General features: G+C 69.5%; 24 protein-coding genes and 1 pseudogene. 12 read left to right on the top strand and 13 right to left on the bottom strand.

Annotation, left to right across the window (positions count from 1 at the left end):
• Nucleotides 1-68: 68 nt before the first annotated feature.
• The 7 genes and pseudogenes from M9945_RS21135 to M9945_RS21105 all read right to left on the bottom strand — a co-directional run bounded on the left by M9945_RS21135 (nucleotide 69) and on the right by M9945_RS21105 (nucleotide 7,304).
• Nucleotides 69-1,562: a sugar ABC transporter ATP-binding protein gene (locus M9945_RS21135; protein WP_367928273.1), complete on the bottom strand. Its 1,494-nt coding sequence runs from the start codon at nucleotides 1,560-1,562 to the stop codon at nucleotides 69-71.
• Complete coding sequence (locus M9945_RS21130) at nucleotides 1,559-2,659, bottom strand: hypothetical protein (protein WP_367928272.1); 1,101 nt, start codon at nucleotides 2,657-2,659, stop codon at nucleotides 1,559-1,561. The genes M9945_RS21135 and M9945_RS21130 overlap by 4 nt, the downstream gene beginning before the upstream one ends.
• Nucleotides 2,652-2,867 (bottom strand): annotated as a pseudogene (locus M9945_RS21125) (hypothetical protein); the annotation flags it as partial. The pseudogene M9945_RS21125 and the gene M9945_RS21130, both read right to left, overlap by 8 nt.
• A 141-nt stretch (nucleotides 2,868-3,008) precedes the next feature.
• On the bottom strand, nucleotides 3,009-3,857 hold the full coding sequence (locus tag M9945_RS21120) for a MaoC family dehydratase N-terminal domain-containing protein (protein ID WP_367946115.1): 849 nt from the start codon (nucleotides 3,855-3,857) through the stop codon (nucleotides 3,009-3,011).
• An 11-nt stretch (nucleotides 3,858-3,868) separates the two neighbouring features.
• On the bottom strand, nucleotides 3,869-5,038 hold the full coding sequence (locus M9945_RS21115; RefSeq protein WP_367928270.1) for an acyl-CoA dehydrogenase family protein: 1,170 nt from the start codon (nucleotides 5,036-5,038) through the stop codon (nucleotides 3,869-3,871).
• Between the two features lie 35 nt (nucleotides 5,039-5,073).
• Nucleotides 5,074-6,450 (bottom strand): MmgE/PrpD family protein, encoded by a 1,377-nt coding sequence (locus M9945_RS21110; protein ID WP_367946114.1) that lies wholly within the window; start codon nucleotides 6,448-6,450, stop codon nucleotides 5,074-5,076.
• A gap of 17 nt (nucleotides 6,451-6,467) precedes the next feature.
• Nucleotides 6,468-7,304 (bottom strand): CoA ester lyase, encoded by an 837-nt coding sequence (locus tag M9945_RS21105; protein ID WP_367946113.1) that lies wholly within the window; start codon nucleotides 7,302-7,304, stop codon nucleotides 6,468-6,470.
• 263 nt (nucleotides 7,305-7,567) lie between these two features.
• Here M9945_RS21105 and M9945_RS21100 point away from each other — a divergent pair, with 263 nt between their 5' ends.
• From M9945_RS21100 to repC, 9 genes are all read left to right on the top strand, one after another.
• Nucleotides 7,568-8,704 (top strand): CaiB/BaiF CoA transferase family protein, encoded by a 1,137-nt coding sequence (locus M9945_RS21100; protein ID WP_367946112.1) that lies wholly within the window; start codon nucleotides 7,568-7,570, stop codon nucleotides 8,702-8,704.
• A 116-nt stretch (nucleotides 8,705-8,820) separates the two neighbouring features.
• Complete coding sequence (locus tag M9945_RS21095; RefSeq protein WP_367946111.1) at nucleotides 8,821-9,789, top strand: LysR substrate-binding domain-containing protein; 969 nt, start codon at nucleotides 8,821-8,823, stop codon at nucleotides 9,787-9,789.
• A gap of 125 nt (nucleotides 9,790-9,914) precedes the next feature.
• Nucleotides 9,915-10,697, top strand: a complete 783-nt coding sequence (locus tag M9945_RS21090; RefSeq protein WP_367946110.1) for a hypothetical protein — start codon at nucleotides 9,915-9,917, stop codon at nucleotides 10,695-10,697.
• Nucleotides 10,698-10,835: 138 nt separating this feature from the next.
• The gene (locus M9945_RS21085) at nucleotides 10,836-11,798 is read left to right on the top strand and encodes a Dyp-type peroxidase (RefSeq protein WP_367946109.1); all 963 of its coding nucleotides are present in this window, start codon (nucleotides 10,836-10,838) and stop codon (nucleotides 11,796-11,798) included.
• Nucleotides 11,799-11,998: 200 nt separating this feature from the next.
• Entirely contained in the window at nucleotides 11,999-12,253 is a 255-nt protein-coding gene (locus tag M9945_RS21080) for a helix-turn-helix domain-containing protein (protein ID WP_367928409.1), read from the top strand.
• Complete coding sequence (locus tag M9945_RS21075) at nucleotides 12,253-13,563, top strand: type II toxin-antitoxin system HipA family toxin (RefSeq protein WP_367946108.1); 1,311 nt, start codon at nucleotides 12,253-12,255, stop codon at nucleotides 13,561-13,563. The genes M9945_RS21080 and M9945_RS21075 overlap by 1 nt, the downstream gene beginning before the upstream one ends.
• 589 nt (nucleotides 13,564-14,152) lie before the next feature.
• Complete coding sequence (gene repA, locus M9945_RS21070) at nucleotides 14,153-15,361, top strand: plasmid partitioning protein RepA (RefSeq protein ID WP_367946107.1); 1,209 nt, start codon at nucleotides 14,153-14,155, stop codon at nucleotides 15,359-15,361.
• A gap of 130 nt (nucleotides 15,362-15,491) precedes the next feature.
• Complete coding sequence (gene repB / locus M9945_RS21065) at nucleotides 15,492-16,571, top strand: plasmid partitioning protein RepB (protein WP_367928406.1); 1,080 nt, start codon at nucleotides 15,492-15,494, stop codon at nucleotides 16,569-16,571.
• Between the two features lie 228 nt (nucleotides 16,572-16,799).
• Entirely contained in the window at nucleotides 16,800-18,074 is a 1,275-nt protein-coding gene (repC, locus tag M9945_RS21060; protein WP_367946106.1) for a plasmid replication protein RepC, read from the top strand.
• A 91-nt stretch (nucleotides 18,075-18,165) separates the two neighbouring features.
• On the opposite strand, the gene M9945_RS21055 is transcribed toward repC, so the two are convergent.
• The 5 genes from M9945_RS21055 to M9945_RS21035 all read right to left on the bottom strand — a co-directional run bounded on the left by M9945_RS21055 (nucleotide 18,166) and on the right by M9945_RS21035 (nucleotide 21,614).
• On the bottom strand, nucleotides 18,166-19,188 hold the full coding sequence (locus tag M9945_RS21055; protein ID WP_367946105.1) for an LLM class flavin-dependent oxidoreductase: 1,023 nt from the start codon (nucleotides 19,186-19,188) through the stop codon (nucleotides 18,166-18,168).
• 109 nt (nucleotides 19,189-19,297) lie between these two features.
• On the bottom strand, nucleotides 19,298-19,537 hold the full coding sequence (locus tag M9945_RS21050; protein ID WP_367946104.1) for a WGR domain-containing protein: 240 nt from the start codon (nucleotides 19,535-19,537) through the stop codon (nucleotides 19,298-19,300).
• Between the two features lie 136 nt (nucleotides 19,538-19,673).
• Complete coding sequence (locus tag M9945_RS21045; protein WP_367946103.1) at nucleotides 19,674-20,966, bottom strand: site-specific integrase; 1,293 nt, start codon at nucleotides 20,964-20,966, stop codon at nucleotides 19,674-19,676.
• Nucleotides 20,956-21,360, bottom strand: coding sequence for a type II toxin-antitoxin system VapC family toxin (locus tag M9945_RS21040; protein WP_367946102.1), 405 nt, complete (start codon nucleotides 21,358-21,360; stop codon nucleotides 20,956-20,958). Before M9945_RS21040 ends, M9945_RS21045 begins: the two co-directional genes overlap by 11 nt.
• Nucleotides 21,360-21,614 carry a type II toxin-antitoxin system VapB family antitoxin gene (locus tag M9945_RS21035; protein WP_367946101.1) on the bottom strand — a complete coding sequence of 85 codons (255 nt, stop codon included), beginning with the start codon at nucleotides 21,612-21,614 and terminating at the stop codon, nucleotides 21,360-21,362. Before M9945_RS21035 ends, M9945_RS21040 begins: the two co-directional genes overlap by 1 nt.
• 161 nt (nucleotides 21,615-21,775) lie before the next feature.
• Here M9945_RS21035 and M9945_RS21030 point away from each other — a divergent pair, with 161 nt between their 5' ends.
• Both M9945_RS21030 and M9945_RS21025 read left to right on the top strand, forming a co-directional pair.
• Nucleotides 21,776-22,828: a DUF1403 family protein gene (locus M9945_RS21030; protein WP_367946100.1), complete on the top strand. Its 1,053-nt coding sequence runs from the start codon at nucleotides 21,776-21,778 to the stop codon at nucleotides 22,826-22,828.
• Nucleotides 22,829-22,914: 86 nt separating this feature from the next.
• A complete protein-coding gene (locus tag M9945_RS21025) occupies nucleotides 22,915-23,523 on the top strand; it encodes an SMC-Scp complex subunit ScpB (protein WP_367946142.1) in 609 nt (202 codons plus the stop codon).
• 72 nt (nucleotides 23,524-23,595) lie between these two features.
• Here the strand turns inward: M9945_RS21025 and M9945_RS21020 are convergent, their stop codons facing one another.
• Entirely contained in the window at nucleotides 23,596-24,441 is an 846-nt protein-coding gene (locus tag M9945_RS21020) for a MurR/RpiR family transcriptional regulator (protein ID WP_367946099.1), read from the bottom strand.
• Nucleotides 24,442-24,518: 77 nt separating this feature from the next.
• On the opposite strand from M9945_RS21020, the gene puuE reads away from it, so the two are divergent.
• The gene (gene puuE / locus M9945_RS21015) at nucleotides 24,519-25,445 is read left to right on the top strand and encodes an allantoinase PuuE (RefSeq protein ID WP_367928398.1); all 927 of its coding nucleotides are present in this window, start codon (nucleotides 24,519-24,521) and stop codon (nucleotides 25,443-25,445) included.
• Nucleotides 25,446-25,459 lie beyond the last annotated feature (14 nt).

The following is a 25,459-nucleotide window of genomic DNA, read 5'->3' as shown; positions in this document are numbered from 1 at the left end:
GAAGGTGGCGGCAGCCGGATGAGGGGCAGCGCGGGCGGTGCCGGTGATGCACATAAGGCGCGCCGCGCCTAGTGCACCGCCGCGTACATCAGGTTCTCCTCGGTGGCGTCCTTCGGCGAGAATTCCTCGACGACGCGCCCCTGCCGGGCGACGAGCAGCCGGTCGGAGAGCTGCATGACCTCCGGCAGGTAGGAGGAGATGACCACCACCGCCTTGCCCTCGTCGGCCAGCCGGTTGATCATCTGGTGGATCTCGGCGATGGCGCCGACGTCGACGCCGCGCGTCGGCTCGTCGAAGATGATGAGGTCCGGGTCCTGGATCAGCGACTTGGCGATCACCACCTTCTGCTGGTTGCCGCCCGACAGCTCGATCACCTTGGCGTCCTTGCTGACGGCGCGGATATGCAGCGACTTCGCCCATTCCTCGCCGACACGGTTCATCTGCGAACGGCTTAGCCAGAAGGCGCGCCAGCCCGCCTTGGCCAGCTTGCCGATGAAGATGTTGGCCTTGATCGACATGGTCTCGAAGAAACCCTCGATCTTGCGGTCCTCGGTGATGTAGGCGACCTTTTCGCTGAGACTCTGGGCCGGCACCCGGTAGCGCACCCGCTTGCCGCGGATGAACACCTCGCCGCCGTTGAGATAGTTGCGCTTGATCGCGCCGGCGACGACCTTGAAGGTCTCGGTGCGGCCCGAGCCGACGAGGCCGAAGATGCCCGTCACCTGCCCGGCGAACACCGACAGCGAGTTGTTGCGCACCATGTTGCCGACGCGCAGGTTCGACACCTGGAGGATGCGCTCGCCCGGCGGGCGCACGAAATCCTTCTTCTTGCCGTAGAGCTCTTCCGACAGGCTGCGGCCGACCATGGACTGGACGATGCGCGCGCGGTCGAAATTCGCGGTCGCGTCCGTCACCACGTGCCGGCCGTCGCGCAGGATGGTGATGCGGTCGGAGATCGCCAGCGCCTCCTCCAGCGCGTGGCTGATGAAGATGATGGCGACGCCGCGCCCTTTGAGCGTGCGCACGAGGTCGAAGAAGTGCTTCTTCTCCTCCGGCGTCAGCGTCGCGGTCGGCTCGTCGAACACGATCACGCGCGCGTTGGACAGCATGGCGCGGGCGATCTCGATCATCTGCTTCTTGGCTGCGCCGAGGGTCTGCACCATCGCCGTCGGGTCGACCTGGAAGTTCAGCGACTGCATGAACTGCTGCGCGGCGATGTTGATGCCGCGCAGGCGGTTGAAGAACCGCTCGTTGCCCATGAACAGGTTCTGCGCCACGGTCATCGACGGCACGAGGCTCGTCTCCTGGAACACCATGGCGATGCCGGCCTCGAGCGCGGCGGCCGGGGTGCGCAGATGGACGGGGCTGCCCTCGAGCAGGATCTCGCCCGCGCTCGGCTCTACCACGCCGGCGATCATCTTGGTGAGCGTCGACTTGCCGGCGCCGTTCTCGCCGAGCAGCGCGTGGACCTCGCCCGGCATCAGCGTGAAGTTGATGTCCTCGACGGCCGGCACCCGCGCATAGAGCTTGGTCAGGCCGCGCATTTCGAGAATCGGCGTCATTGCGCGCTCCCTCCGATGCCGTTGGCGGCGCGGATGGCCTGAAGGTCCAGCCGCAGCAGGCGGCCCGCGCCCTTGGAGAGGGCGAAGACCTCCCCGCCCCGCTCCAGCGTGGTGACGATGCCGTGGTTCCTGCCGCCGACGCGGCTGTGGACCGACATCAGCGGCGTGCGGGCGGCGTCGAAGCGCACGGCGAGCCCGTAGGAACGCGGCGGCGCCCACGGCTTGAGGATGCCCATGTGCTTGACCCCGCCGCTTTGCAGGGGCTCGTAGAAATCCTCGCCGGAGCTCAGCGCCGGCGAGATCCAGTATTTCGGATCGACCGTCGCCATCATCTCGCGGCGGAACGAATGCTCGCCGAGCACGAACTCGACGATCTGCGCCCGGCCCGAGAACAGCGACAGCCAGAAGCCGCCATCGGCGGTCGGCGTGATCCGCGCCGGATAGCCGGGCAGCTCCGCCGTGGCGTCGCCCCCACTCCCGCTCCTGCCGGCCAGCCGCAGCCGGTGGCGCCAGCTTTCGCTGACCAGAACGCCGTCGCGGCCCTGCATCGCGCCGGAGGCCCAGGCGAGATTGTCCTGCAACAGCTCCGCCTTGCCGGAAGCGGGATCGAGCGCCAGAACACGGCCGCCCCGCCCCTTCGTCATCAGATCGTGCTGCCATGCGTCGCCGGAATATTTCGACGAGGCGTCGCAAACGAGAAGACCGCCGCTTTCCGCCGGGGCGAGCGCGGTGATCGCCTTGAAGCGACGGCCGGCAGCCTCGGTGACCGGCGCGGCCACACCCTCGATGACGACGCGGTCGCCCAGCGCCACGGCGCGGCGGCCGTCCTTCAGGACGGTCAGCGCGGTGATCGCGCCGTCATGGCTCTCCAGCTTCTCGGCCTTGCCGTCACCGACAAGCAGCACCGCGTTGCCGGCGGCGGCCAGCAGCCTTCCGTCGGCGCCAAGCGCGATGTCTTCGAGGCCCGGGCGCTCGAGGACGATCTGCGCCTCCTCCAGCAGGTTGTTGGGCTTGAACGCCCCGTCGAGGATCGGCACCGACAGGCTGGAGCGCCGCCCGAACATGCCGCCGATCATCCGTCCGACAGTCTCAAGCATGGGACACCTTCAGGTCGATGAAGTCGGGATCGACGTTGTCCAGCTTCAGCCGGCCGATGCGGTTGTTGTGGATGCCGCCGATGTAGAGATGGCCGCGATGCTCGCGCATCGCGGTGATCATCGGGTGGTTCTCGCCGCCGAGGTCCCACATCACGTCGAGGATCTCGCCCGTCTCGCTCATCTTGACGATGCAGCCGGTGTTGAGGTTCGAAGGCACCCTTCTCCCCGTTCACGGGGAGAAGGTGTCACGAAGTGACGGATGAGGGGCGGCGCAAACCTGCGGAATGGGGATTGCGGCCCGTGGCTCGCTTAAGGCGCCACGCCTTATGTTCCCCTGTGTGAAACGAACCTACGCCCGGCGCCACGCCTCGGCTTCGAGCGTGACGACGCCGTTCTGCGCGGCGGCCCACAGGGCGAGCCGGTCATCGCCGACGCGGCGGGCTTCGAGGCTGAAGGTCTGGCCGTCGAACAGCGGCGAGCGGCCGCGGAAGTCGAAGCGGGCGGGCATCGCGCCGAACGTATCGCGCGCCATGCGCAGAAGGTAGGTCGCCTGGAGCGGGCCGTGGACGATCAGGCCGGGATAGAGCTCGACGTCGCGCGTATAGTCGCGGTCGTAGTGGATGCGGTGGCCGTTGAAGGTGACGGCCGAATAGCGCGCGAGCAGCACGGGCGTGGCCTCGATCCCGGCGCGGATCTCGCCGCGCGCCGGCGCGGCCGGCGGCTCCGGCAGCACGGTCGGCGTTATCTCGCGATAGACGATGTCGTGCTCCTCGCCGAGCACCAGACCGGCCTCGCCATGATATTCGTGGGCGACGGTGACGAAGCACAGCGCGCCGCTGCGGCCTTCCTTGGCTTCCACGTCCTTGATCGTCGAGTCGCGGCGGATGCGCTCGCCGACGCGGAAATTCCCGTGGAAGCGCAGCCGCCCGCCGGCCCACATGCGCCGCGGCAGCGGCACCGGCGGCAGGAAGCCGCCGCGCGCCGGGTGGCCGTCGGCCCCCAGCCCCGACATCGGCGCGATGTCGGGCGACAGGCACCAGTGGATGCCGGCCGGGGCCGGGTCGCCTTCGGCAAGGTCGGCCGGCTCGTCGAGGATGGCGGCGAGGCTGGCGGCCAGCCGCGGCGTGATCGTGTCCGTGACCGACCGGGTCTTGCCGATCCAGCTTTTCAGGTGCGGCAGGTCGAGCGCGCCGGTCATTGGCTCAGTCCTCAATAGGAGCGCGGCAGGCCGAGGATATGCTCGGCGACGTAGCTCAGGATCAGGTTGGTCGAGATCGGCGCGACCTGATAGAGCCGCGTCTCGCGGAATTTGCGCTCGACGTCGTAGTCGCAGGCGAAGCCGAAGCCGCCATGGAACTGGAGGCAGGCGTTTGCCGCCTCCCAGCTCGCCTTGGCGGCGAGGTATTTCGCCATGTTGGCCTGCGCGCCGCAGTCGAGCCCGGCGTCGAAGCGATGGCAGGCCTGCCAGCGCATCAGGTTGGCCGCCTCGACCTCGACATAGGCCTCTGCGATCGGGAACTGCACGCCCTGGTTCTGGCCGATCGGCCGGCCGAACACGGTGCGCTCTTTCGCATAATCGACGATCCGGTCGGTGAACCAGTAGCCGTCGCCGATGCATTCGGCCGCGATCAGCGTGCGCTCGGCGTTCAAGCCCGTCAGGATGTATTTGAAGCCCTTGCCCTCCTCGCCGATCAGGTTCTCGGCCGGGATTTCGAGGTCGTCGAAGAACAGCTCGTTGGTCTCGTGGTTGACCATGTTGAGGATGGGCCGGACCTCCATGCCCTTCTTCACCGCCTCGTTGACGTCGACGAGGAAGATCGACAGGCCCTGCGAGCGCTTGGCGACCTGGTCGACCGGCGTGGTGCGGGCGAGCAGGATCATCAGGTCGGAATGCTGGACGCGGCTGATCCACACCTTCTGGCCGTTGACGACGTAGCGGTCGCCCTTCTTCACGGCGGTGGTCTTCAAGTTCGTGGTGTCGGTGCCGGTGGTCGGCTCGGTGACGCCCATCGACTGGAGGCGCAATTCGCCGCTGGCGATCTTCGGCAGGTACTTTCGGCGCTGCTCCTCCGAGCCGTGGCGGATCAGCGTGTTCATGTTGTACATCTGGCCGTGGCAGGCGCCCGAATTGCCGCCGGCGCGGTTGATCTCCTCCATGATGACCGAGGCTTCGGCGAGGCCGAGGCCGGAGCCGCCATACTCCTCCGGGATCAGGGCGGCCATCCACCCTTCCTTCGTCAGCGCCTCAACGAACTCCTCCGGATAGCCGCGCGCCTCGTCTATCCTGCGGTGATATTCGGGCGGGAAGTTCGCGCACAGCGCGCGCACGCCCTCGCGGATGTCGGGATAGGCTTCCTTGGGGTCGGTGAAATCGGTCACGGCACGGCCTGCAATGCGGGTTTCAGGGGCGGGTTTCAGGGTCTGGCGAAATGAGCGCGCACGGAGGGCGCGCCGGCGAGCGCCGCGAGCCGCGCCTGAAGCGCTGCGCTGCCGGCATTCAGCACCGGCGAGGCGAGCGCGTCGAACTTGGCGGCGCGCGCGGCGGCGTCGGGGAAGGTGTCGGGCTCGCCCGAGGGGTCGGGGATGCGCAGGGAAAGGCGCTCGCCGCACGCTTCCACGGCAAGCGTCGCGCCGAAGGGATGGCTCAGGCCCTCGAGGCTTTCGTCGCGGAACGTCTCGACGCGGTCGCAGAGCGCGTCGATCTCCGGCCGGCCGAGCAGGTCGTAATCGTCCCAGCCGAAGCGGCCGCGCGTCAGCGCGATCGCCGCGGCGAAAGGCATGGAGAACTGGCCGTCGACGATGGAGCGGGCGCGGCGCTTGGCGGCGGCCGGGTCGCCGACCAGCGCCATGCCGTTGCGGTGAAGGCCGACCGAGATGCGCGTCACGTCGGCGGCGGCAAGGTTATGGCGCGCGCGCAACGTCAGGAGCCCGTCGACGGCGGCGTGGGTGTAGCGGCAGGCCGGATAGGGTTTCACCCCGATGCGCAGCGTCTCCCACGTCTCGCCGAGGCCGGCGACCGCGCGGGAAAGATCGGCCCCGTCGCTGTAGCCCCTGAGGAAGCCGTGCCGCCCTTCCAGCGCTTGCGACGCGCCGTGAAAACCCTCGGCGGCGAGGCTCGCCGCCATCAGCCCCTTCATCGCCGCCTCGCCGACCTGGTAGCGCTTGTTCCACGCGCCGTTCTCGAGGAACTGGAGCGAGCCGGAGGCCTGGCTCGCGGCGACGCCGAAGGCCGATTCCATCTGCGCAGCATTGAGCCCGAACAGCCGGCCGGCCGCCGCCGCCGCGCCGAAAGTGCCGGCGGTGGCGGTCGGGTGGAAGCCGCGCGCGTAATGCGCGGTCGGGTCGAGCGCCATGCCGAGGCGGCAGGCGACCTCGAAGCCGACGACGATGGCGGCGAGAAGCTCGGCGCCCGAGGCGTCGGTGAGCTCGGCCGCGGCGAATGCGGCCGGCACGACCGGCGCGCTGGGATGGAGCGACGAATCGGCGTGTGTGTCGTCGAAATCGAGCGAGTGGCCGAGCGTGCCGTTGAGCAGCGCGGCGGCGGCCGCGCCGTAGCGGCGGTTCAGGCCGAAGACGGTGCAGGGGCCGTCGCTGTCGAGCCCCATGCGGCGCAGCATGGCCAGCACCGCCGGCGTCGATTCCGCTTCGCCAGCCGCGCGCACGATCGAGCCGACGAGGTCGCTCGCCAGCGCCAGCGCCCGTTCCGAGACCTGCGGCGGCACACCTTCCGTCGCCGTCCCGGCGGCGAAGGCGGCGAGGGTGGCGGTGACGGGCGTTTCGCTGGGCGGCATGGCGGCGTCTCCGGGCTTCATGCCGTTTCGGCCTGCGGCGCGCGGGCGAGGATCTGGCGCGCCCGCGCCAGCACCGGGGCGTCGACCATGGCGCCGTCGAGCATGAACGCGCCCTTTTCCGGCGCGGCCTCCAGCACCCGCCGCGCCCAGTCGATCTCCCCGTCGGAAGGCCGGAAAGCGGCGCGCGCCGGCGCGATCTGCGCCGGGTGGATCAGGAGCTTGCCGGCGAAGCCCATCTCGCGCGCATGCGCGCAGTCGGCGGCGAGCAGGTCCGTGTCGTGGACGGACGCGGTGACGCCGTCGATGGGCGCGGGCAGCCCGGCGAGGCGGGACGCCAGCGTCAGCCGCGCGCGGGCGTCAGCGAGCGCCGTGCGCGTGTGGCCGATGGCAAGGTCCGCCGCATAGTCGATGGAGCCGAAGGCGAGCCGGGCCGCAGCGGCCGCGATCTCGTCGAGCGCGGCGATGCCGCGCGCGGTCTCGATCAGCGCGATGACCGGCAGGCCCGTCTCGCCGGCGACGCGCAAGATGTCGTTGCCGCTCTCGGCCTTGGGCAGGACGACGCCCGCGAGCGGCAGGGCCGCCGCCGCCGCGAGGTCGTGCGCGTGCCAGGCCGTGCCGCGGGCGTTGACGCGCAGCAGCAGCGGCATGCCGGTCGCCAGCGCGGCGAACGCCCCGGCGAGCCCCGCGCGCGCGGCGTCCCGCGCGTCGGGCGCGACCGCGTCCTCGAGATCGACGATCATCGCGTCCGGCCCGGCGGCGACGGCCTTGGCCAGCCGCTCCGGCCGGTCGGCGGGAACGAAAAGGGGAAGGTCGACGGTGTCGACGGGGGCAGCGCCCGGGCTGGCGGTCGGCATGGCGTGTTCCGGTTGATCGCGCCAGCATCGGCCAATTCGGCCATAATGAGAAATAGAGATTTACTCGATCAGCAATACACGAATGCGATGGCGGAAGCGCGGTCCCACGCGGCGAGCCATATGTCGCCGTTATAGAGGATGGATGAAGGAGTTATTTGAAGCGATGGCGGTTTTGGCCGATCCTCGCCCGAATTCGCGGGATCAGGCCGCCTTGGTGCCAAGCCGGGGCCGCATCCGGGCGGCGGGATTCGGGAGACGTCAGGGTGAAGTGCAGGGATCTCGATGGCATTCTGGTCGTCTCGGTCGAGCAGGCCGTCGCCGCGCCCTATCTGTCGTCGCGGCTGGCCGAGGCCGGGGCGCGGGTCATCAAGATCGAGCGGCCGGAGGGCGACTTCGCCCGCGGCTACGACCATCTGGTCAAGGGCGAGAGCGCCTATTTCGTCTGGCTGAACCGGGGCAAGGAATCGGTCTGCCTCGACCTGCGCGAGCCACGAGCCCGCGCCGCGCTCGGCGCGATGATCGCCCGTGCCGACGTCTTCATCCAGAACCTCGCGCCGGGGGCCATCGACCGGCTCGGCTTCGCCCCGGCCGATCTGCGCGCCCGGCACAAGCGGCTGATCACCGTCTCGATCTCCGGCTATGGCGAGGACGGCCCCTATCGCGACCTCAAGGCCTACGACCTGCTCGTGCAGGGCGAGAGCGGGCTTTCCGCCGTCACCGGCACGCCTGACGGCATGGCGCGCGTCGGCGTCTCGGTCTGCGACATCGCCGCCGGCATGACCGCGCACCAGGCGGTGCTGCAGGCGCTGTTCGCCCGCGAGCGCACCGGCGAGGGCCGGCATGTCGCGGTTTCGCTGTTCCACGCGCTCGCCGACTGGATGAACGTGCCCTACCTGCAATATGTCTATGGCGGCAAGGAGCCGGCGCGCCCCGGCCTCAGCCACCCGACCATCGCGCCCTACGGCGCCTATGAAGGAGGCGACGGCCGCGCCGTGCTGCTGGCGATCCAGAACGAGCGCGAATGGGCGAATTTCTGCGCCGAGGTGCTGCGCCGGCCGGAACTCGCGGGCGACCCGCTTTTTGCCACCAACAGCCGCCGCGTCGCCAACCGGCCGGCGCTCGACGCCGCCATCGCCGCCGTCTTCGCGCCGCTGTCGCGCGAGGAGATCGTCGCGCGGCTGGAGGCGGCGCGCATCGCCTATGGCCGCATCTCCTCGATCGAGGATCTGTCCCGCCACCCGCAGAACCGCTACGCCGAGGTCGCCACCCCGGCCGGGCCCGTCACCATGCTCGGCTCGGGCATCCTGTTCGACGGGGCCGCGAACGAGCCCGGCCCGGTGCCGGCGCTCGGCCAGCACACGCGCGCCGTGCTCGAGGAATTCGCAACCGCCGACACGTGAGCCCTGCCCCGCCGGGCTGTTTCTCCAGCCGCATTCTGCGACGCCGGACGTTCCGTCCGGCCGCGAAATGCTATACTCTGCGGATATAAGCCCGCCTCGCAGAATAGAATGCCCTTATGGATATCCGCCAGCTCCGCTATTTCGTCGCCATCGCCGAGCAGGGCTCGTTCTCGCGCGCGGCCGCTCAGCTCCACGTCGCGCAGCCGGCGCTTTCGCTGCACGTGCGCAACATGGAGACGGACCTCAAGGTGCAGCTGCTCCACCGCAGCCCCAAGGGCGTGGTGCCGACCGAGGCGGGCGCGATCCTGCTGCGCAACGCGCGCATCATCCTCGACCAGCTCGCCGTCGCCGAGGAGGAGATCCGCGGCCATGAGAGCGACCCGGCCGGCGAGGTGCGGCTCGGCCTGCCCGGCACGGTCAGCGAGGTGCTGTCGGTGCCGCTGATCACCGCGACGCACCAGCGCTATCCCAAGATCAAGATCCGCATCGCCGAGGCGATGAGCGGCTTCGTGCTGGAATGGATGCGCGAGGCGCGCATCGACCTCGCTATCCTCTATCGCGACGTCAACGATCACGGCATCGAGACCGTGCGCCTCCTGGAGGAGGAGCTGTGCTTCCTCGGCCCGGCCGTGGACGCCGACGAGCCCGACCTGCCGCCGCCGGGCGAGGCGCTCGCCTTCGCCCAGGCCGCGCGCCTGCCGCTGATCCTGCCCGGGCCGAGCCACGGCCTGCGCGAGCTCCTGGCCCGGCAGGCGCTGACCGTCGACATCAAGCTCAACACGGTGATCGACATCGATTCCTACGGCAACATCAAGGAACTGGTGCGCGACGGCTTCGGCTATTCGATCCTGCCGGCCAACGCCATCGCCCGCGAGGTGCAGGCGGGCGAGCTGCGCCGCTGGCCGATCGCCAGCCCGGCGGTGCGCCGCGCCGTCCACCTCGCCTATTCGGTCGAGCGGCCGATGACCAACGCCGTCACCGCGATCCAGGCGCTGGCCTGCGAGGTGCTGCGCGACCTCGCCCGCACCGGCCGCTGGGCCGGCGCGCAGGCCTGCCCGCCGCCGGGCGGCAACGACGACGCCTGATCGCGACTGGGGATTATGTTCCGCCGACAGTCTTCCTGACACACGAAACCTGCTAATATCGGCAGGTTTTTACCGGGCATCGACTCGCGCGATGCGCGGGCGGCACCAAAGAGGGGTTCAGACAGATGGCGAAAGCTTCCACCAAGACGGCTGCAGCGGCCGATACACCGATATTCACGCCCACGCCGGAAGCCAAGGCGCAGGCGACCCGCTCGCGCATCATCGCGCTGGTGCTCTGGGCGGCGGCGATCGTCCTCGAGCTCGTCGCGATCTTCTGGGTGATGCGGCCGTCCTTCGACGAGCTGGCCGCCAATCACGGCTTCCCGCAGTGGCGCTGGTATACGCTGCTCGCCTTCATCGGCGTCATCGGCGTGCTGGCGATGGTCGGTTCGGTGCTGTGGAAGAAGGCCAATCATCTCGACCCGGCGTCGCGCAAGGAGCCGGTGCGCTTCTTCATCCAGAACCAGCTCGGCGCCTTCATCGCGCTTCTGGCCTTCCTGCCGCTGATTGTCATGATCTTCATGAACAAGGACATGGACGCCAAGCAGAAGAACATCGCGGGCGCTGCCGGCGTCATCGTCGCGCTGGTGGCCGCCGTGGCGGGAATCGACTTCAAGCCGCTGTCGCAGGAACAGGCGGCCGTGGAATCGCAGGTGGTGACGCAGCTCGTCGGGCAGGACCTCGTCTGGTGGACGGCCGGCGGCAAGGTGGTTCACCTGTGCCAGGGCGCGTCCGATATCCAGAACGCCACGACGACGGTTTCGAGCGGCCCCGTCGCCGACGCCTTCGCCGCGGGCAAGGAGGGCATCACGCTGCTGCTCGGCCGCGAGCTCAACCAGTGCAGCCTGCCCGTTCCGGCGAACCTTCCCGATATCGAGCAGTGGGTTCGCACCGCGCGGGGACTGTAGCGCAACCCTGCCCCCTCCGCCTGACGGCGACGACGCCCGCGCGGCACGGCGACTGGAGATCGCCCGCTTCCCGGTATAGAACCGAGCGGAGCGGACGGCCCGTCGCCGACGGGGACCCCGCATCGCGCCGGAGGGGACATGGCAGGACATAGCTGGGACCGGGTGCCGATCGACGCCCAGAGCATCGAGGCCCCGCTTTCGCGCGCCGCCGTCTTTCTCGTCGTCGAGGTCGTGGACGGCGACGCCGCGCTCGGCAGCGTCCGCGCCGCGCTCGGCGGCATCGACGACCTGATCAAGACCGTCGGCTTTCGCGATCTCGACGCCAGGCTGTCCTGCATCGTGGCGATCGGCTCGGCCCTGTGGGACCGGCTCGGCTTCCCTGCCCGGCCGGCCGAGCTCAGGCCGTTCTCTCCGATCCAGGGCACCGCGCACGACGCGCCCTCGACGCCGGGCGACCTCCTGTTCCACATCCGGGCCGAGCGGGTCGACCTGTGCTTCGAGCTGGAAAGGCTGCTGCTCGACACGCTCGGCGAGGCGGTGCGGGTCATCGACGAGACGTCCGGCTTCCGCTACTTCGACGCGCGCGACCTTCTCGGCTTCGTCGACGGAACCGCGAACCCGGCCGGCCAGGACATCCCGCAGGCGGCTCTGGTCGGCGACGAGGACCGCGCATTCGCCGGCGGCAGCTATGTCGTGACCCAGAAATACCTCCACGACCTCGCTGCCTGGAAGGTGATCGGCGCCGACCGGCAGGAGAAGATCATCGGCCGCACCAAGGTGGACAATATCGAGCTCGACGACGACGCGGCCGCGCGCAAGTCGCACAAGAGCCTCGCCACCATCGTCGACGCGCAGGGCGCCGAGCACGACATCCTGCGCGACAACATGCCGTTCGGCAGCCCGGGGCGGCGTGAGTTCGGCACCTACTTCATCGGCTATTCGCGCCGGCTGTGGGTGATCGAGAAGATGCTGGAGCGCATGTTCGTCGGCGAACCGGCGGGCGCATACGACCAGTTGCTCGACTTTTCCACGGCCCGCACCGGCACGACTTTCTTCGCCCCCTCGCGCTCGACGCTGGCGCGGCTGGCGGACGGCGCCTGACCGGGAAGGCCCGCGGCCAGCCGAAGGAGGCGATCGCAGCCCGTGGCCGATTCCGGCTTCGTCATGAAATCCTGCGGTATCATACGCGTCCACGTATATTATAGTAATATACGGTTTCACGTATAAAATTGATATATACGTACCCGCGTATATTGAAAATCCATGCGCGTTCGCGTATATCGGTCAGCGGAGGCACGCTCATGACCGACCAGATCGCTCGCAACGAGAAGCAGCTCGGCGCCATCCTGCGCCGCGCCCGCAAGCAGGCCGGCCTGACGCAGGCGGCGCTGGGCGGCCATATCCACCTGCGGCAGGGCACGGTCTCGCGACTGGAGGCCGGCGAGCCGGCGATGCAGCTGCGCACGCTGATGGCGGCGCTGTCCGCGCTCGGGCTCGAGCTCGTGGTGCGGCCGCGCAGCAAGGGCAGCGACAGCGACATCGAGGACCTGTTCTGATGGCGCGCAAGGCGGCGCATCCGCCGCTCAACGTCTTCATGAACGGCCGCCTCGTCGGCGTGCTGCGCCGGGAGCCGACCGGCGCGGTCGACTTCCGCTATGCCCGCGCGTGGCTGGACTGGCCCGGTACCTTCCCCGTCTCGCTGTCGCTGCCGCTGCGCGAGGACCGCTATGCCGGCGCGCCGGTGATCGCCGTCTTCGACAATCTGTTGCCCGACAACGAAGCCATCCGCCGGCGCATTGCCGAACGCGTCGGCGCGCACGGCATCGACGCCTACAACATGCTGTCGGCCCTCGGCCACGACTGCGTCGGCGCGCTGCAATTCCTGCCCGACGGCGTCGAGCCCGGCCCGGCGGGCGCCAGCGACGGCACGCCGATCGGCGAGGACGAGGTGGGGCGGATGCTGCGCAACCTCGCGAGCGCGCCGCTCGGCCTCGGCGAGGACGCGGATTTCCGCATCTCCATCGCCGGCGCGCAGGAGAAGACGGCGCTGCTGCGCAAGGACGGCCGCTGGTTCAGGCCGCGCGGCACGGCCGCGACCACGCATATCCTGAAGCCGCAGATCGGCCGGCTGCCCAACGGCATCGACCTGTCGCACAGCGTCGAGAACGAGTATCTGTGCCTTGCCCTGCTCAGAGCGTTCGGCGTCCCGGCGGCGAAGGCCGGGATCGCCGATTTCGGCGGCCGGCGCACGCTGGTCGTCGAGCGCTTCGACCGACTGTGGGCGCGCGACGGTCGCCTGCTGCGCCTGCCGCAGGAGGATTGCTGCCAGGCCCTGTCCGTGCCGCCGACGCGCAAGTACCAGGCCGAGGGCGGCCCCGGCCTCGACGCGATCCTCGAACTGATGAAGGGCAGCGACACGCCCGACGCGGACATCGCCACCGTCATGCGGGCCAACATCCTGTTCTGGCTGCTCGGCGCCACCGACGGCCACGCCAAGAACTTCTCGATCTTCCTCGCGCCCGGCGGGCGCTACCGGCTGACGCCGCTCTATGACGTCGTCTCCGCACAGCCGAGCTTCGACTCCGGCGAGATCCCGCGGCGGACATTCAAGCTGGCCATGTCGGTCGGCCGCAACCGGCATTACGCCGTCGACGACATCGTGCCGCGCCATTTCATGCAGACGGCCGGGCGAGCCGGCATCGGCAGGCCGATGATGGCCGCGCTGTTCGACGACATCGCCGCCGGCGCCGGGGCGGCGATGAAGGCGGTGACGGACGCGCTGCCGGCGGATTTCCCGCCGGCGCCCGTCGAGAGCGTCGCCGTGGCGCTGGAGCGCCGCGCGCGCCTGCTCGCCGAGGCGGGCTGAGCGCCTGGGCGAAGCTCCTGCGGAAAAAAGCCCCGGACTGACGGCGATGATCCAAAGCCCCCTCCCCTGAGCATCTGCAATCTGCAAATCGGCGATCTGATTCCCGGCACAAGGCCGAGGACGACGGCGGTGTGCCCGGCGCGGTTTGCGGACAAGCTGTCGAATCGCTGCCCCTCCCCTTCCCTCCGCCGCCGGTCGCGGATGCCCGGCTCCATACAAGCCCGTATCGCGTGGCAACCGTTGCCGCGGGGCAGCGGCCGCGAAAGGAGCGATTGCATTTAGAGGCCGATCGCTCCCCCTCGCCGCGGCCGTTGACAGGTGTCAACCGCGCCCTTCCGCGGTGTAAGAAGTTGCAGAAAGGTTAATTTGCGTTAACCCTCTTTTGCTTGACAGGAATCGCCTTCTCGCCCAGCGTATCTACGCTGAAGACCGGAACACGCGGCTTTTTCCGTTACTCGCGGCCGGTACTGTCAGTTTCGGTGAAGTTGCGTAGAATTGATGCCATGCACTGAGTCGGGTGCGGCCGTTCGGCCGTGGCCCACGGTGGTTATGCGGGCCGCGCATGCGGAATGATGGGACGGGAATGCTGGTGAAAGCGAAAGAGACCGTTGCGGAGCCGGCAGACCGGCAGATCGCCAGCGATGCGCAGGTCCTGTCGGCGCAGCTCGCGGCGCTGCGCGGGCGGCTGTTCCCGCCGAGCGCCCAGAAGACGCTGCGCCCCTTCACCAGCGGCGAGGCGGCGAAGCTGATCGGCGTCAGCGACGGCTATCTGCGCCAGCTGTCGATTTCCGGCGAAGGCCCCTCCCCCGAGATCGGCGCCGGCGGGCGCCGGCTCTACAGCCTCGCCGACGTCAACGCGCTGCGCCGGCATCTCGCCGCCCAGGGCGGGGCCAAGGCGCGGCACTACATCAGGCACCGCCAGCCGGGCGAGCACCTCCAGGTCATCGCCATCACCAATTTCAAGGGCGGCTCGGGCAAGACCACGACCGCCGCGCATCTGGCGCAATATCTCGCCTTGCAGGGCTATCGCACGCTCGCGGTCGACCTCGACCCGCAGGCGTCGCTGTCGGCGTTGTTCGGCTACCAGCCGGAGCTCGATCTTTCCGGCAACGACACGCTCTACGGCGCGATCCGCTACGACGAGGAGCGGGTGGCGCTCGCCTCCGTGATCCGGCCGACCTATTTCGACGGGCTCGACATCGTTCCCGGCAATCTCGAATTGCAGGAGTTCGAGCACACGACGCCGCAGCATCTGGTGCGGCGGGCCGAGACTGGGGGCGACCTGTTCTTCGCCCGCGTCCAGCAGGCGATCCTGTCGGTCGAGGCGAACTACGACGTCGTCGTCATCGACTGCCCGCCGCAGCTCGGCTATCTGACGCTGTCGGCGCTGTGTGCCGCCACCTCGGTCGTCGTCACCGTGCATCCGCAGATGCTCGACGTCGCCTCGATGAGCCAGTTCCTCTTCATGACCGCCGATCTGCTCTCGGTGGTGCGCGAGGCGGGCGGGGCGCTGAACTTCGATTTCCTGCGCTATCTCATCACCCGCTACGAGCCGAATGACGGGCCGCAGACGCAGATCGCCGGCTTCCTGCGCACCCAGTTCGGCGAGCGGGTGCTGACTGCGCCGATGCTGAAGTCGACGGCGATCTCCGATGCCGGCCTGAGCAAGCAGACGCTCTACGAGGTCGGGCGCGAGAACTTCAACCGCGCCACCTATGACCGCGCCTATGAGGCGCTGAACGCCGTCAACGCCGAGATCGAGGCGCTGATGGCCCAGTCGTGGGGGCGCAGGGCATGAGCGTCCGTTCCCCTTCCCCGTTGACAGTTGTCAACCGGCCTTCGCCGGCGCATTCGTCGCGGCCGGTCTATCCACGTCCCCCGGTTTCCGGGTCATCCTCGTCGCAGGACGAATCGACGGGGAGAGGGCCATGAACACGCGCAAGGACAGGCTGCGGTCGCTGCTCGGCGGACAGGGCGCAGAGGCCGCGCCGCCGGCGACCGCCCCGGCGTCTTCTTCGGGCGCGGCCGAACCGCCGAAGCGGGCGTCCTCGGCCGCGGTCAAGGCGATGGGCCTGTCGCTCGGCACGCTGTCGCAGGAGGCCGACGAGGCGCGGCGCCTGCGCGAGACGCTCGCCGCCGGCGAACGGGTGGTCGAGATCGACCCGGCGCTGGTCGAGCCGTCGCCCTTCGCCGACCGGCTGAGCAAGGCTGAGGCCGACGATCCCGATTTCGAGGCGCTGAAGGCAAGCATCGCCGCGCACGGCCAGCAGGTGCCGGTGCTGCTGCGCCCGCATGCCGACGCCGGGAAGGCCGCGCGCGGCCTCTACCAGATCGCCTACGGCCATCGCCGCGTCGAGGCGGCGCGGGCGCTGGGGCGGCCGGTGCGGGCGGTGGTCAAGGCGCTCGACGATGCCGCGCTCGTCCTCGCCCAGGGCAAGGAGAACGCCGAGCGCCGGGCGCTGAGCTTCATCGAGCGGGCGCTGTTCGCCCGCACGCTGCTCGGTCACGGCTTCGACCGGGCGACGGTGCAGGCGGCGCTCGCCGTCCACAAGTCGGAGATGACGCGGCTGCTGCAGGTGGCCGAGGCGGTGCCGCGCCATGTCGCGCGCGCCATCGGCCCGGCGCCGCGGGCCGGCCGGCCGCGCTGGATGGCGCTCGGTGCGCTGCTGGCCGCGGACAGGTCGGGCCTCGCCAATGACGAGATGGCCGCGGCCGATTTCCGCGCCGCCGACAGCGACACGCGCTTCCAGCGCCTGTTCGATCGGCTGAGCGCTTCCGCGCGCGGGCGCGCGCCGCAGGCTGCCGGCAAGGCACGGCGGATCGCCGGCGCGGACGGGCAGGCGATCGCCGAGCTCGCCCGGGCCGGGCGTGCGGCGAAGCTGACGATCCCCGAAAGCGCGGGCGAAGGGTTCGCCGACTATGTCGCGGCGCGGCTGCCCGATCTCCATGCCGCCTTCACCGGTGGCCAGGGGGGCGGGCAGGGGACTGTCAAGAATACGAAGGAATAAGGGTTTGCCGGCGGGGCGTTCACCCGTCCGGCCGGTTCGAGTGAAGCGTTCTGCGTAGGGAAGAAACCAGAAACGGAGAAGCAGGCAAGAAAAAAGGCCCCCAGAACGTCGCCATTCCGGAAGCCCCTTTCGATGTAGCAATTTGAAAGAATCACTTCCGAGTCGTCCTGTCAAGGCGTCGGCGCGTCCCGGCCACGGATTTCTGTGCCTCGCAACGAGGTGACGACAATGACGGAGCGTTTTGCGACGACGCCATTCGGCGGCGCACGGGTTCGTGCGTCCTCATTCCTGCAACGCGAGGCCATCGACAGGCGGCGCACGGAGCTCGGCGAAGGCGGCAACGACACGGGCCGGGCCGACAAGTGGCAGCTCATCCGCGCGCTGTGCGAGGCGCGGGCGGCCTTCAACCTGTCGGACCGCACGATCACGGTGCTGGAGGCGCTGCTGAGCTTCCACCCCGAGCGCGAGCTCGACGGGACGGAGCCGGTGGTGGTGTTCCCCTCCAATGCCGAGCTTTCGCTGCGCAGCCGCGGCATGGCCGACGCCACGCTGCGCCGGCACATCGCGGCGCTGGTCGAGGCCGGGCTGATCCTGCGCTGCGACAGCCCCAACGGCAAGCGCTACTGCCGGCGCGATGCCCGTGGCGGCATCGAGAGCGCCTTCGGCTTCGACCTGTCGCCGCTGGCGCTGGCCGCCGCCGGCATCCACCAGGCGGCCGAGGCGGCGCGGGCCGAGGCCCGGGCCTGCCAGCGCCTGCGCGGCGAGATCACCGTCCATCTGCGCGACACGATGAAGATCGTCGAGGCCGGCCTTGCCGAGAAGCGCGCCGGCGACTGGGAGGGTTTTTCGCTGCGCCTGATGCCGCTTGCCCGGCGTCTGCCGCGCCAGGCGGCGAGGGAGCTTCTCATCGAGCGTCGCGGCGCGCTGGTGCGGCTGCGCGCCGAGGTCGAGGATGCCTATCTCAACTCTCTCTCGGAACAGGAAATGAGCGGCAATGACGCCGGTTCTGAGCGGCAGTATCAGAATTCAAATCCAGACCACCACTTTGAAAATAGCTCAGAAAAAGAGCTGAAGCCGGCGCGCGAACCCGGGAAGCGGACGGCAGGAGAAGACGAAAGGGGGCAGGCGGACGGCGAAAGCGCGAGGCCGGACGGCCGTGCGCCGGAAACGAAGGGCGAGCCGGTGGCGCTCAACTACCTGCTTTCGGTCTGCCCGGCGCTCGAACCTTATGCCCGCGACGGCATTTCGAGCTGGAAGGATGTCCTCATCACCGCCGGACTGGTGCGCTCGATGCTCGGCATCTCGCCCGATGCCTGGGCGAAGGCGCGCGAGGCGATGGGCGATCATGTCGCGGCGGCAGTGGTCGCCGCCATTCTCGAACGGGCCGATGTCATCCGCGCGCCGGGCGGGTATCTGCGGGCGCTGACGGCGCGGGCCGAAAACGGCCAGTTCTCGCTGCGGCCGATGCTGGCGGCGCTGGAGCGCGACCGGGATGGGGGATGAGAGGCCGGGGCGGGCGATGCGCGGGCGTCCCGACGCCGGAACTCCGGCCGCATCCGCGCGATGGCAGACGGATGCGGCCGAAGGCTTGGTGTCAGCGCCAGCCGAGGGCGGGAGCGACGTGCTTCAGGATCGCCTCGATGACGTGGGCGTTGTAGTCGACGCCGAGCTGGTTCGGCACGGTCAGCAGCAGCGTGTCGGCCTCGGCGATCGCCTCGTCGTGCGCCAGCTCCCGGATCAGCGCGTCCGGCTCGCCGGCATAATTGCGGCCGAAGATCGCCCGCGTGCCGGCCTCGATGAAGCCGATCTTGTCCTGGTCGGGCCGGCCCTGGCCGAAATACATCCGGTCGCGGTCGTCCATCAGGGCGAAGATCGAGCGGCTGACCGAGACGCGCGGCTCCCGTTCGTGCCCGGCCTCCTTCCATGCTTCGCGATAGGCGCGGATCTGCTGCGCCTGCTGGACGTGGAACGGCTCGCCCGTCTCGTCGAATTTCAGGGTCGAGCTTTGCAGGTTCATGCCGAGCTGCGCGGCCCAGACCGCGGTGGCGTTGGTCGCCGCGCCCCACCAGATGCGCTCGCGAAGGCCGGGCGAATGCGGCTCGACCCGCAGCAGGCCGGGCGGATTCGGGAACATCGGCTGCGGGTTCGGCTCGGCGAAGCCTTCGCCGCGCAGCACGTCGAGGAAGACCTCGGCATGGCTGCGCGCCATGTCGGCGTCGTTTCTGCCCTCCTCGGGCGCGTAGCCGAAATAGCGCCAGCCGTCGACCACCTGCTCGGGCGAGCCGCGGCTGATGCCGAGCTGGAGCCGGCCGCCGGCGATCAGGTCGGCCGCGCCCGCGTCCTCGGCCATGTAGAGCGGGTTCTCGTAGCGCATGTCGATGACGGCGGTGCCGATCTCGATCCTTTTCGTGCGCGCGCCGACAGCCGCCAGCAGCGGGAAGGGCGAGGCGAGCTGGCGGGCGAAGTGATGGACGCGGAAGTAAGCGCCGTCCGCGCCCAGCTCCTCGGCGGCGACCGACAGCTCGATGGACTGGATGAGCGCGTCGGCGGCCGAACGTGTCTGCGAATGCGGCGAAGGGGTCCAGTGGCCGAAGGACAGGAAGCCGATGTTCTTCATGGGAAAGATCCGTCGATGGGTTTTCCCCTAGATAGGGCACAATCGGCCGCTCCGCACCGTGCGGACGGTGAACAGTCCTTCTCGGCGCGGAGGGATTGCGGTGGACGTCTCATCCGGCCGGGACGTAGCCGCGCCGTCGCTTCGACCCGGCATGGCGGGCGAAGGCGGCGCGCGCCGAGGCCGCTTCTGCGTGGAGCTCGATCATCTGGCGGCCCTGCGTGCCGAGCCGGCCCCAGCTGCGGATGACGGCGTGGTCGCCGAACAGCGTCGGCTCGATGGCGAGCGCAAAATAGCGCGCCATGTTGCGCGCCGGGTCGATGCGGTGAAGCAGGAGGGACGGACGATCCATCGGCGCAGGGTGCCGGCGTCTCGGGCCACCGTCCAACGCATTTCCTGAATCGGTCGGCATCCACCGATTCACGGCGTCGATGGGTCGTTTCGCCCTTCGGCAGCGCCGGAGAGGGCCGCGGCGGGCAGGGGGCTCGTCAGAGCCCGGCCGCCTTTGTGAGGTTGACGCGGAAGCGGTCGCGGCGGCGCTGGTATTTGCGGGTCATCTCGGCCGAGGCGTGGCCGAGCTGCTTCTGGACGTAGCGCTCCTCGACCTCGGCCGAGGAGGCAAGGCCGGCGCGCAGCGAGTGCCCGGCGAACAGGCCGGCCCGCCGGCCCTCGGCCACGTCGCCGCGCACGCCGGCGGCGAGCGCCGCGCGCTTGACGAGGCGGGCGACCTCCTGGGCGTTGAGCCGCTCGGCGCCGACCTTCCTGCCTTGCCCGGTGACGCGGCGGAACAGCGGGCCGTGGCCGAGGCGGGCGAAATGCAGCCAGGTCTCGAGCGCGACGACGGGGCAGGTCATGTCCGACGAGCCGCGCCCGATCTCGACCTCGCGCCAGCCGGTCTTGCCGCGCAGGGTGACGAGGGCGCCCTTGTCGAGGATCTCGACCCAGCCGCGCCCGTCCTCGGTCTGGTCGCGGCCGACGTCGAGGCCGACGATCTCGGAGCGGCGCAGGGCCCCGGCGAAACCGAGGAGCAGCATGGCGCGGTCGCGCAGGCCGCGTAAGGTTCCGCGATCGAGCGTTTCCAGCATCGCGATCAGGTCTTCCGGCAGGATCGCCTCCTTCTGCCGCGGCGGCGCGGCGTGACGGTTGCGGATGCCGGCCATGACGGTGGCGATGTGGCGGTCCTTGCGGTCGAGGACGAGGCCGCGCTGGGCATAGTTCCACGACAGAGAGGAGAGCCTGCGCTCGATGGTGGAGACCGAGTTCGGCTTGCCGTCGCCCGAGACCGTGCCGGCGGCGCAGGCGGTTATGTAGAGCCCGACCGTCTGCGCCGAGGGCGGCATCGGGGCGAGGCCCTGCCTGCGGCACCAGCCGGAAAAGTGCTTCCAGTCGGCGCCATAGGCGCGGCGCGTGTTGGCCGAGCTCGCCGCCTCGACATAGAAGCGCGCGCGCTCGGCCAGATCGGCGAGGTGGGCGGGCGCAGGCGCGCCGGTGACGGCCGGCGGGGGAGGGGAGAGGTCGCCATCGCCGGCGGAAAGAGAGCGATCCGGCTTTCCGAACGACGAAGGGTGAGCATCCGGTCCGCCTTCGGGCGTATCGGAGGGCCCGGCGGACCTTTCGACGGAACGCCCGGCGGGCGGGGAGCCATGGCGCAGGGCCCCGGCTTCATCTGCCGGCGGCTCCCGCGGCGCGCGGCCCATCTCCATCACCACGTCGACGATGTCGGGCATGTCCGGGAGGGGCGCATGCGCGCCGTCCGGGGTGGGAAGCCGGTTACCGCTCATCGCGAGCCCATGCCGGGCTGATGTCGGTTTTCGAGAAGTCGTCGCCCTTGAAAAGGAGCGGCTCGCCGGTCAGCTTCGCCAACGCATAGGAGAAGCAGTCTCCATAGTTGAGGCCGGCCGGGTGACGGCCTTTTCCGTAGCGGCGCCAGGCACGGCGGGCCTGGTCCGCGTGCTCGGCGCTGACGGCCACGATCTCGGCGCCGGTCCGGTGCAGCCACAGATCGAGCTCGGCTCCTCCCGCATCGCCGAAGCGGCTCTCGATGACCATGGCAGCCTCGACGAGCGTCGCGGCCGAGACGAGCCGGACGGGATCGTCGACGATGCGCTCGCCATAGGCCGGAGCATCCGGCTCGTCGAGGAAGATCGCGACGATCGCGGAGGTGTCGATCACCATCAGCCGGGCACGCCGTTCTGGTTGTAGCCGACGATCTCGTCGGGCGTGCGGTCGTCGAGGACGGGCAGGGCGCCCAAACGCCGCCGCATCGCCTCCATGTCCTCCAGCAAGGCGGCCTTGCGTGCGTCGGAGCCCGTCCGCCGCAACCGCTCCTCGAGCGCCCGCTTCGTCGCCATGGTGATGGTCTCGCCGGTCCGCTCAGCGAGCCTGCGCGCCAGCAGCTCCGTTTCCCGATCCTTGATGCTCAGCGCCATCTGCCCTGGTTCCTGAAAATCCGCTTTCTACCTATATATCCCGTCCGGCGGCCAAATGCACCACCCGAACGCATGGCCTCTGTGGTCGAGCAGGGCCGTGGCGAAGGCCAGATCCGGCGTTCTGATCGACGAGAGAGGCCATTTCCTCTATAAAGAGCATAATGAACGATAATGCAAGATTATCGTTCATTATTATCTCTCTACAAGATGTGCGGATAATCACGAAATTATTGGTGAAAAGCGCACAGCACGGTTATGCTGGCGGCATGAACGAGCGCTTCGATTCTCCCGCCGTCCACCCGAGCGCGGTGCCTGCGGTGCCCATCTGGGCGATGCCACGGGCGCCTGCCGACAGCGATGTCGAGGCGGCCTGGATGGCGGGCGGCGCCTTGAATTCGCTCGACAATCTCATGCGTTCGGATGCGCCCTGGCTCGGCGCATGGCGACACCGGCTGGCGTTGAAGGCGGCGGCGGCCGTCGTCCAGCTGATCGGGCGGCGCGAAGCCGAATCCGACCTGCGCGACGCCTGGTTGCTGCGCCAGCCGGGCGACGATCCGGGACCCGCCGGAAATGTGCTTGCCGCCTGGCGGCGCCTCGCCGGGCGATCGAGCGTTCCGGACGCCGAAACGATCGCCGCCGTGGCGCGTCTGTCCGGTCTCGGCACGGCCGTCGACGGCGATGCGGTCGTCGCTCTTGTCGAAGACGGCGCTGCGGCACCGCCCCCGCTGGCGGCGGCGCGGATTGCGGATGCCGTGGTCCGGGTCGAGCCGCGCGCGGAACCGCTGGCCTGGTGGATGGCCGATCTCGCGCTCGCCCGGCGCATGCGCTGGCCGTTCCCGGCGCCGGTGCTGGCGACCCAGATCCACTCGCCGCTGCTGCGCTTCGGATACGAGCGCTTGCGGGCGCGGCCGGGAGGGAAGGGGTTCGAGCGCGCCTGCCTGATCGCGGCGGCGGCCGGCGCGGCGGAAGCCTGCACGCTGGCGGCCGGGATGGCGCTTCAGGCGCGGCGGCTGGAGGCGGCGGCGCCGAAGCTGCGCGCGAAGGGGGCCGGGGAGGTGGTGCGCCTGCTGCTCGAGGACGACGCGGTGCCCGGAACGCTGACGACCGGATCGCTGTCGCGCTGGGCGAGCCGCCGGCTGTTCGATCGGCTCGTGCAGCTCGGGGCCGTCCGCGAGCTCTCGGGCCGCGACAGCTTCAGGATCTTCGGGTTGTGACCGTGACCCGGCCCTCGCGCGACCGGCACGGCCTGGTGGACACCGAGCTTGACGGCCTGCCGCCCGAGCTGCGCTGGCGGGAATGGATGGCGCGCGTCGAGGCCGTGGTCTTCGCCTCGCCCGAGCCGGTGACGCGCGAGCTGCTGGTGCGCGTCGTGGGCAAGGATTGCAGCATCGACCTTCTCGTCGAGGACATCGGCAACGAGCTTGCCGGCCGCCCCTACGAGATCGTCGCGGTCGCCGGCGGCTGGCAGTTCCGGACCCGGCTTCGTCACGGCGAGGTCCTGCAGGCCGCGCTCGGCGGGACGCCCAGCGCTCCGCATATCACCGAGGGCGAAATGCTGGTTCTGGCTTCGGTCGCCTATCACCAGCCGGTCACCCGCCGGGGCCTCGCGGACATCGTTGGCCGCGAGGTCGGCCGCGAGGTGATCGCCCGGCTGCGCGAGCTCGACTTCATCGCGTCGGGTCCGCGGTCTCCCCAGCCCGGCGCGCCCTTTACCTATGTGACGACCCGGCGGTTCCTCGAGCATTTCGGGCTCGATACGCTCAGGGACCTGCCCGACCTCGAGGCGCTGGAGGATGCCGGTCTCCTCGACCGGAAAGGCGCCGCCCGGACGGGCATTCCGGTTGCGGGGCAGGAGGACGGCGAGGACGGGCCGGACGAGGCCGGTCCCGGTCCCGACCGGGAGTTCTGACGCTCGGGGATCGCGGCCCTGCCTGCAAGCGCGCCGACAAGACGAAGCGGCCGGCCGCTCATGGGGCCGGGACTACATTTCGCCGAGAACGTGGTGCATGTCCTCGATGTCCCTGAGACGGTTGCGTCCCATATCCCCGCGGTAGCGGAAGACCTCGTCGGCCAGGATGTGGCAGAGCAGCAGCACGGCGGTGTGGTTGTCCAGCGGCGCGGGGCTCTGGGTGATGCAGCGCAGCATCCAGGTCGGCTTGTACCGCTCGCGGTAGTGCTGATCGGTGATGAACAGTGTTTTCGCCGGCAGCGACGGCAGCAGGCCGATCATGGCGCGCACGATCGGCACGAGACGCCGTATCGCGAAGACGACGATCACGTCGTCCTTCGTCAGGCCGGCCAGCGTCTCGGCGATCGTTTCGCCGTCGCTCGGCAGGAGCACGGTGTTGGGGCACACCTCGCTGACCTGCCAACGCAGATACTTCGCCAGAAAGTGGCCGTTCCGCATGCCGGCGAAGACGACCTTTCCCGCAGTCGAGATGGCCGCCGTCGCCGCGCCTAGCTCGGCGGGGTCCAGGGCCCCGAACGTCTCGGCGATGTTCTGGTGGCTGACATGGACATGACGCGCGATCTGCCCTGCCGTATCCGTCTGGTTCTTCTCGAGCAGGTAGGTCGGAAACCCTTCGCTGCGCATGTCGCGGGCATGCCGCTTCATGTCCTCGTAGCTGCGAAAACCCAGCCGCTGCACGAAACGGCTGACCGCCGCATTCGACGTGCCGGCCATCTTCGCCAGCTCGACGGCCGAGTAGCTGGCGATCTCGCCCGGAAAGCCGAGGATCAGGTCCGCGAGCTGGCGGTCCGTCGGCGACAGGCTCGCGGCATGATCCTGGATGAGCAGCGACAGGGGTTTTCTCGCGGTATCCGTCATCGTTCCCTCCATCGTGCGATAAAAATCACTTTACAATATAATCCCATTATGAAAATGATTTTTTAATCCAGTCACCATTGTCGTCACGGAGAGCGCCGTTGCAACGAGATTTCGCAGGATATGCCGGCGCTCCCGTCGACCCCGCATGGCCCGCGGACGCCAGGATATGCGTTTCCTTCGTCATGAACTACGAGGAGGGCGGGGAGCGCTCGATCCTGTCCGGCGACGACGGCTCCGAGGCTTTCCTGTCCGAGGTCATCGGCGCGGAAAGCTGGCCGGGCAAGCGCAACCTCAATAGCGAATCCATCTACGAGTACGGCTCGCGCGCGGGGTTCTGGCGCCTGCGCGACATTCTCACCGCCTATGAGGTGCCGGTCAAGGTCTATGGCGTCGCCGAGGCGATGCAGCGCAATCCCAAGGCCGTCGCCGCCGTGCAGGCCGCGGGCTGGGAGATCGCGAGCCACGGGCTGCGGTGGCTCGACTATCGCGATTTCACCCGCGAGGACGAGCTTCACCACATGCGCGAGGCGATCCGCATCCAGACGCAGATGACCGGGGCGCGGCCGCTCGGCTGGTATACGGGGCGCGTGTCCGAGCAGACGCTGGACCTCGTGATCGCCGACGGGGGCTTCGTCTATTCGTCCGATTCCTATGCCGACGATCTTCCCTACTGGGTCCGGCATCGCGACCGCGACCACCTCATCGTCCCCTATACGCTCGACGCGAACGACATGCGCTTCGCGACCGCGCAGGGCTTCAACGCCGGCGACCAGTTCTTCTCCTATCTGCGCGACACGTTCGACCAGCTCTACGAGGAAGGCCTTCGCGGCGCGCCGAAGATGATGTCGGTCGGGCTTCACTGCCGCCTCGCGGGCCGCCCGGGCCGGGCCATCGCCCTGCGGCGCTTTCTCGACCACGTCCGGGCCCGTTCGGGCGTGTGGCTGGCGACGCGGCTGTCGATCGCCAACCATTGGCGCGAGCGTTTCGCGCCGCCTTCCCGTTAATCGCCTCCCGAAAC

Origin of the sequence: Aquamicrobium sp. (genome assembly GCF_023954335.1) — a bacterium.
In the GTDB taxonomy this organism is placed as follows: domain Bacteria; phylum Pseudomonadota; class Alphaproteobacteria; order Rhizobiales; family Rhizobiaceae; genus Aerobium.
Note: the sequence above shows the minus strand (reverse complement) of the source record. Positions and strands in the feature narration are given on the sequence as shown.

Bases quoted from the DNA above. Each gene is read 5' to 3' on its own strand.
- M9945_RS21090 (WP_367946110.1), top strand. From the start codon at position 9,915: ATGGCGAAAGCTTCCACCAAGACGGCTGCAGCGGCCGATACACCGATA.
- M9945_RS21120 (WP_367946115.1), bottom strand. From the start codon at position 3,857: ATGACCGGCGCGCTCGACCTGCCGCACCTGAAAAGCTGGATCGGCAAG.
- repB (WP_367928406.1), top strand. From the start codon at position 15,492: ATGAACACGCGCAAGGACAGGCTGCGGTCGCTGCTCGGCGGACAGGGC.
- M9945_RS21130 (WP_367928272.1), bottom strand. From the start codon at position 2,659: ATGCTTGAGACTGTCGGACGGATGATCGGCGGCATGTTCGGGCGGCGC.
- M9945_RS21020 (WP_367946099.1), bottom strand. From the start codon at position 24,441: ATGACGGATACCGCGAGAAAACCCCTGTCGCTGCTCATCCAGGATCAT.
- M9945_RS21055 (WP_367946105.1), bottom strand. From the start codon at position 19,188: ATGAAGAACATCGGCTTCCTGTCCTTCGGCCACTGGACCCCTTCGCCG.
- repC (WP_367946106.1), top strand. From the start codon at position 16,800: ATGACGGAGCGTTTTGCGACGACGCCATTCGGCGGCGCACGGGTTCGT.
- M9945_RS21050 (WP_367946104.1), bottom strand. From the start codon at position 19,537: ATGGATCGTCCGTCCCTCCTGCTTCACCGCATCGACCCGGCGCGCAAC.
- M9945_RS21105 (WP_367946113.1), bottom strand. From the start codon at position 7,304: ATGCCGACCGCCAGCCCGGGCGCTGCCCCCGTCGACACCGTCGACCTT.
- M9945_RS21025 (WP_367946142.1), top strand. From the start codon at position 22,915: ATGGCGCGCGTCGAGGCCGTGGTCTTCGCCTCGCCCGAGCCGGTGACG.
- M9945_RS21085 (WP_367946109.1), top strand. From the start codon at position 10,836: ATGGCAGGACATAGCTGGGACCGGGTGCCGATCGACGCCCAGAGCATC.
- M9945_RS21030 (WP_367946100.1), top strand. From the start codon at position 21,776: ATGAACGATAATGCAAGATTATCGTTCATTATTATCTCTCTACAAGAT.
- M9945_RS21110 (WP_367946114.1), bottom strand. From the start codon at position 6,450: ATGCCGCCCAGCGAAACGCCCGTCACCGCCACCCTCGCCGCCTTCGCC.
- M9945_RS21035 (WP_367946101.1), bottom strand. From the start codon at position 21,614: ATGGCGCTGAGCATCAAGGATCGGGAAACGGAGCTGCTGGCGCGCAGG.
- M9945_RS21080 (WP_367928409.1), top strand. From the start codon at position 11,999: ATGACCGACCAGATCGCTCGCAACGAGAAGCAGCTCGGCGCCATCCTG.
- M9945_RS21135 (WP_367928273.1), bottom strand. From the start codon at position 1,562: ATGACGCCGATTCTCGAAATGCGCGGCCTGACCAAGCTCTATGCGCGG.
- M9945_RS21075 (WP_367946108.1), top strand. From the start codon at position 12,253: ATGGCGCGCAAGGCGGCGCATCCGCCGCTCAACGTCTTCATGAACGGC.
- M9945_RS21045 (WP_367946103.1), bottom strand. From the start codon at position 20,966: ATGAGCGGTAACCGGCTTCCCACCCCGGACGGCGCGCATGCGCCCCTC.
- M9945_RS21095 (WP_367946111.1), top strand. From the start codon at position 8,821: ATGGATATCCGCCAGCTCCGCTATTTCGTCGCCATCGCCGAGCAGGGC.
- M9945_RS21040 (WP_367946102.1), bottom strand. From the start codon at position 21,360: ATGGTGATCGACACCTCCGCGATCGTCGCGATCTTCCTCGACGAGCCG.